A 5,897-nucleotide genomic window follows, 5' to 3' on the forward strand; every position below is an offset into this window, starting at 1 on the left:
CCGGCGATAACATCAGCAAATCATCCATCGTGGCACCTCCGCCAACAATGAATCAGCCGCTCACCATCAATTCAACCGGATTAATAGGTCCTGACCCTAGCTGGCGGCATCCGTTATCCGCTCAAGGCGTTTTTCAAGCGTCGGTTCTCCCGCATCTATCCGGCGCTGCTGGTTTTCGTCCTCGCTTCGAAGGCTGCCTTGTCCGGCACGTTTGTCGCCTTCAAATGGAAAGCGGCGCTGACGGCGCTGACATTCACCTCCAACTATGCCGGAATTCTCGTCAGCCGCGCCGGCGCGCTCGACCATATCTGGTCGCTGTGCGTCGAAGAACATGCCTATGTCATCCTGGCGCTGATCAGCTTTGTTGTTTCGGGGCGTGCCCGTGTCGTCATGCTGCTCAGCGCGCTGTCGGTGCTGGCCATGGCGAACGGTGCGATTTCCTACTGGGTCTTCGGGATGGACTACGAGACGACCTATTGGCGAACCGACGTGCGAATCGCCTCGATCCTCCTATCGGCGGTGATATGCCTGCTCAAGGCCGGCGACAGGCTGCCGGCGTTGTTCAAGCGGCCGCATTTCGCCATTGCGGCGACCGTCGGAGCGGTTCTTCTGTTCATGGATGCGGTGCCGCCGATCCACTTTCTGGTCGCGGTGCCGCTGTTGGCGCTCGCCGTCAATTCGCTCGACTTCAGCACTCGGTATCTGACCGGATTTTTGTCTTCCTGGCCGATGGCGACGCTGGGGCTGTGGTCGTATTCCGCTGTATCTGTGGCAGCAGCCGTTCTAAAAATTCGTCTATGCGCAGGGCAGTGCGCCGCTGCTGATGCTGGCCGGCGCGCTTGCGCTTTGTGCAGCTATTACATCGTCGAAAAGCCGGCTCGCGCCTGGCTGAACCGCAACTGATAGAGCTGTTGCCTCAGCCGGTGATCCGCCTGGTGTAGTAGCGCACTGCCTTCTTGCCGCCGTGGATCACCGCGTCGACGACCTCGACGAAGCCGAGCGCGGCGTGAAAGGCATCCGAAGCCGGATTGGGCGGTTCGGCATTCACCTCGCAAGTGACGATGGTCTGGCCGGCACGCGAAACATGTTCGAATAGATCTTCATGCCTGCGGGCATGGCCGCGGCCACGCGCTTCTCCCGCGACGACGATACGGTCGACATAGACAAAGCGCGGATAGCGCTCGCGAAACCACAGGAAGTTCGGACTGTCGTAGCGGGCGTCCTGGTCGAACGTCATGATGAAGGCTTCGAGCGCACCGATGCGACGCGCATAAAAAGCTTCGCCGAGCAGGAAGGACAGGCGTTCCGGCTCAAGCCACGACCTGCTGCGGCGTCAGCTTGGCAAGGCGCTGCACCATCTCGGCGCGATCGGTGCTGTCGGCGTCCGGCGGCTGGCCTTCATAGGTTTCGGGCACGTGGACCGCACCTTCCATCGCCGAGCGAATGGCGGCGGCCAGATCGCTCTTGCGCGCCGATTTCGGGACGAAGCCGGCTGCGCCGTAGGACAGCGCTTCGGAAAAGATCTTGGGCTCCTCGTGTCCCGAAGCGATGACCACCGGCAGGCGCGGATAGCGGGTCCGAAGCTGCAGCAGCCCGTCGAAGCCATGCACATCGGGCATCCTGAGGTCGAGCAGCGCAGAGATCGAATGGCAGTCCGCTGCGACTCAGACACTAGTCCTTCAAGATGACCCAAACAGAACAAGAATCTTACTGAACCGAACTGATTTTGCAAATGACGGTCGCCGAAGATGATTCTGAACCACTGAGGAAACTTGACGAGTGCCTGGACGAAGCGTCCAGGCATTTCTCAGCCGTTCTTGCCGTGCCTCCGAAGCTCTCGATCTCGAGCGCTCATCGCAATGAGGGTAGCACAACAGGGTCAAGATGGGGCCGAGAGACATGTCCTGGACGAGTTATTCAGTGGCATTGCTAAGCGCCCTATGGAAGCCTCGCTGATCAGGCTATGAAGTCCAGCAACCAATGTCCGGGCATGATCGTCCGGGACCACATCTTGAACATCGTAATGCCAGACACCGAGGCCTCCAGTCGGGCCTCCGGCATTCAGATTCGCTCCGTTAGAACGAGCTTTGGAATCGCAGCACGCCGCCGAGGCTGTTCCTTTTGCCGACGTGAGCCGGGTTCATTCCGGAACGGTCGACGGCAGCGAACTTGGCGTAATGGGCATAATCGACTTCGGCTGTGACTGTGAAACCTGGAATGACCATATAGGCGACGTTTGCAGCCAGTCCGGAGTCCCTGAGCTGATCACCCGAGACCTGAAGGTTGAACGAAGTTTTCTCGTTTAACGTGTAAGTGGCGCCCGCCCAGAAAGCCCAGTTGCCGCTCCAAATTTTGTAGAAGCCGCGACCGTGAGCGGCGACCGCGTTGGTTGGGTCATCGTTGAGATTGCCAATGGAGCCGTAGCCGAACATTCCGAATAGCGACAGGTCATCTGTGACATTGACATCGACTCGGAGCTTGCCGGCCAAAGCTTCGTAGTCGCTGTCACGAGCGATTACGCCGGTGATCGCGCCCCAGCCCTGCGTCTGTTTCACGCCGAAGACGACGTGCGGAACATGGCTGTCGATAGTACCGACTACACCCGACCCTTGTTCAAGTGAAACCAGAGCCGAAAAGCCATTATCGGCATCGAAGTAATACTGAGCCGCGTTGGTATCGAAGTCGCCGTACGGAACGAGTACGTTATTGAGCACGTTTCCGGCGTAGCCTGTAAACGTGTCGAAGGCCGACTCGTCCTTGCCAACTCGGAGGCCACCAAGCTGGATCCAGGCGGAAGTCAACTTGACGCCGCTGTTGAAGCTATAGTTGTGAGGGCTTTCCGGACCCGGATAAGCGTTGTGGTTGCCGAAGTTCACGCGAGTCTCAGTATAGGTCTTCAGTGCGCCTAGTTCGGTCTCCTGGCGCGTCCAAGTTTTGAACGTGAAACGCGTGTTGTTTCGCCAGGTGCCCTGAGCCTCGCCAGTTCTCACATCGGAGGTTCTTATCCCGTCATACGATCGGACATCGCTGAGGCCGACGTCGTAACGGATGTAGCCGCCGATGCGCACGCAGGTCTCGGTGTCGGGGATATGGAAGTAGCCCGAACCGTAGACGTCGCAGATCTTGACGTATTCGGTCGGATCCGGCGCGGAGACTTCGTCCGTCGCGCGAGCGACGGAAACGGAGATCAGGGCCGCAACTGAGCCGAGAAGAAGGCTGCTTACGTTCATTCTGGATCTCCAGTTCAAAGAATAAAAGGCGGACGCGTCAAAGGGCGAACCGGCGGCCTATCCCAGGACCAAAAACATGTGCATCTCGGTCCTCTTTCGTACCTGAGGAATGCGCGATACTAAGTTGACTAGAGTAGTTCCGCTGTGAGTAAGCCAAATTATACTTGTGCTTTGCTTTATCGCAGTTCGACTTATGGAAGAAACAACTGTGGTTGGCTATCAACTGCCCGAAGGAGGTGAGATTCGACCTCCGTCCGGATCCAAAAAAAGGCAAAATCGCCTATTGCCTTGCCGCGCTTCCCACAACCATTCCTCATTCTTTCAGTACATGGGGGATTCAGCATTTCTGAACCAATATTCATCTCCGTTATTTGTGAGTTGGCCGTCGGCGTTCGATGCGGAGCAGCAAGCGACGTGCCATCCTGAAGAGGTAGCTCCGCGCTGACACTTAAATTGGCCGGCGCAACTTCGTCGCGCTCCCTTCTTTTTGCTTTTTGGGGGTCAGGCTGAGCACCGAGCAGACGTTTTGGGACACGGTTCGTATGTTCGATATGTGACACTTTCGTTCGATACCGACAGCACCTGGTTGCTGTGAAGCTTGGGTCGAGACAGCATGCGGCGGCGCCGCTCGGTACGTCAGGCGGGAGCATCTGGATCGTGCCAAGGATGGCCCGTTTCGTTTTGCAGCGGCGCAATCGTTCACACCCCCGTGCGACTCACCTAGCGCCCATTGCGGATCGGATGGATGCATGCTCACGAGAGTAGTGTGGTTGGTTGCAGGGCCACAGCCTTGTCGATTCGGTCAAACAGGCCGACTCTCGACAGATCACGGTTTAGGTCTTATATAACCGCCCTAGAAAGAGTTAAGGTCATTTGTATGAGACAAACATGCGCTCAACAGTGACAGATACATTGCCCCCCAGAGTCAAGAGGGCGCTTGGCAAGCTCGGCGCCGACATTGCGCTCGCCCGTAAGAAGCGCAGCCTGACCGTGATGATGATGGCGGAACGACTGGGTGTCGCAAAGAGCACCTATCTGAAGATCGAAAAAGGAGACCCGACCGTCGCTATGGGGGCCTACGCCATGACCTTTTTCGTTTTGGGCTTTGATGAGGCTTTGGCGCAGATCATCGACGCGCATCGCGATGAGCAAGGCCTGCTCCTCGACGCTGAACGTTTGCCCAAGAGGGTAAGGGTGCGGAAGCCACCGGGTGCAATATGAGACGTTCTATTGCTGTTCACATTGGCGAAGAAGCGATGCTACTGGGTACGTTGCGCTATGATCAGCAGGGTGCGCGCGAGAGCGCTGCCTTTGAATATGATGCAGGTTGGCTGAGAGCGGCGGAAGGCTTCTCGATCGAACCCGGTCTGCCACTCGTTACTGGCCCTCAATTCCATCGAAAGACCGGCGACGGATCCGTGTTCCACAACGCGATCGCCGACACGGAGCCGGACGGATGGGGCCGGCGTGTCATCCAGCGCGACCACGCCAAGCGTCGCCAAGAGGCGCGCCGGGCGGGAAATATCGCCGAAACGCGGCCTCTGAACGCGATGGATTACCTCTTGGCAGTGGACGACATGAGCCGCATTGGTGCGCTCCGGTTGAAGGACGAAGAAGGGCGTTACCAAAGAACGACCGAGGAGGGTCGACGCACCACGCCGCCGCTCATTGAAATCGGTCAACTCCTCGCAGCCACGCACGCCGTCGAGACGAACACCGAGACGGCAACGGATCTCGCCTATTTGCGTGGACGTGGCACGTCCCTTGGGGGCCTTCGTCCGAAATGCTCTGTCGTCGACGATGACGGACGCCTCGCTATCGGTAAGTTTCCGAGCGTTGCCGACGATCGATCTGTCACAAAAGGCGAAGTGCTCGCTATGAAGTTGGCCAGAAAAGCCGGCGTGGATGCTGCTGAGACACGTCTGCTCGACAGCGACGGCGCCCCTGTCGCGCTCATACGGCGTTTCGATAGGACTCCGAACGGCAATCGACTCATGTATATCTCGGCCGCCACGATGATCGGCGCAGAGTCAGGGGACGTTGGCGAGCATAGCTATACTGAACTTGTGGATGTGCTTCGTCAGCACGGCAGCCAGCCAGCGGCCAACATCGAAGAGCTTTGGCGGCGCATCGCGTTCTCGATCCTTATCACCAATGTCGATGACCACCTCCACAATCACGGCTTTCTCCATGTGCATCGCGGGCAATGGCGCCTGGCGCCTGCATTCGACATCAACCCGTTCCCTGAGCGCGTGCGAGAGCTGAAAACCTGGATATCCGAGGAAACTGGGCCCGAAGCGACTGTCGACGCACTGATGTCGGTAATCGCTTATTTCCGGATCAGGAGCGATCGAGCGAAGACGATACTCGCAGAAGTCGAAAAGGCGGTCGCGTCATGGCGGGAGGAGGGGCGGGCGCTTGGGATGACCCCCCAAGAACTCGATAGCTTCACCGACGCGTTCGAACATCGGGAACGGCAAGCCGCCCAACGGCGCAGCAATGATCCCTGAAAGCTTGCCGTTCGCGGTTAAGATGGCGTCCTGCAAGGGCGTCAAGGCGACTGGTTCTCCGTTTCGCCCACCCTCACTCCGTATGCGGCGTCTCCGCCCCATTGATTTTTGGTTGCAACGGTCAGGTCTAGCGCTTGCAGATGGTCCTATGAGCACG

Annotated in this window: 4 protein-coding genes and 2 pseudogenes; 3 read left to right on the plus strand and 3 right to left on the minus strand. The window is 58.2% G+C overall.

The window, feature by feature from the left end; all coding sequences use genetic code 11:
- The first annotated feature begins 198 nt into the window (after positions 1 to 198).
- Positions 199 to 903, plus strand: coding sequence for an acyltransferase family protein (locus AC0L2Z_RS34750; RefSeq protein ID WP_473630559.1), 705 nt, complete (start codon positions 199 to 201; stop codon positions 901 to 903).
- A 13-nt stretch (positions 904 to 916) separates the two neighbouring features.
- On the opposite strand, the pseudogene AC0L2Z_RS34755 reads toward AC0L2Z_RS34750, so the two are convergent.
- The 3 genes and pseudogenes from AC0L2Z_RS34755 to AC0L2Z_RS34765 all read right to left on the minus strand — a co-directional run.
- A pseudogene (locus AC0L2Z_RS34755) lies at positions 917 to 1,321 on the minus strand (GNAT family N-acetyltransferase); the annotation flags it as partial.
- A pseudogene (locus AC0L2Z_RS34760) lies at positions 1,320 to 1,637 on the minus strand (response regulator); the annotation flags it as partial. The pseudogenes AC0L2Z_RS34755 and AC0L2Z_RS34760, both read right to left, overlap by 2 nt.
- Before the next feature lie 438 nt (positions 1,638 to 2,075).
- Positions 2,076 to 3,230: a porin gene (locus AC0L2Z_RS34765; RefSeq protein WP_473630560.1), complete on the minus strand. Its 1,155-nt coding sequence runs from the start codon at positions 3,228 to 3,230 to the stop codon at positions 2,076 to 2,078.
- 888 nt (positions 3,231 to 4,118) lie between these two features.
- Here AC0L2Z_RS34765 and AC0L2Z_RS34770 point away from each other — a divergent pair.
- Both AC0L2Z_RS34770 and AC0L2Z_RS34775 read left to right on the plus strand, forming a co-directional pair.
- Complete coding sequence (locus AC0L2Z_RS34770) at positions 4,119 to 4,451, plus strand: helix-turn-helix domain-containing protein (protein ID WP_065010596.1); 333 nt, start codon at positions 4,119 to 4,121, stop codon at positions 4,449 to 4,451.
- The gene (locus tag AC0L2Z_RS34775; RefSeq protein ID WP_473630561.1) at positions 4,448 to 5,740 is read left to right on the plus strand and encodes a type II toxin-antitoxin system HipA family toxin; all 1,293 of its coding nucleotides are present in this window, start codon (positions 4,448 to 4,450) and stop codon (positions 5,738 to 5,740) included. The genes AC0L2Z_RS34770 and AC0L2Z_RS34775 overlap by 4 nt, the downstream gene beginning before the upstream one ends.
- Positions 5,741 to 5,897 lie beyond the last annotated feature (157 nt).

Source organism: Mesorhizobium sp. WSM4850 (assembly GCF_055811735.1).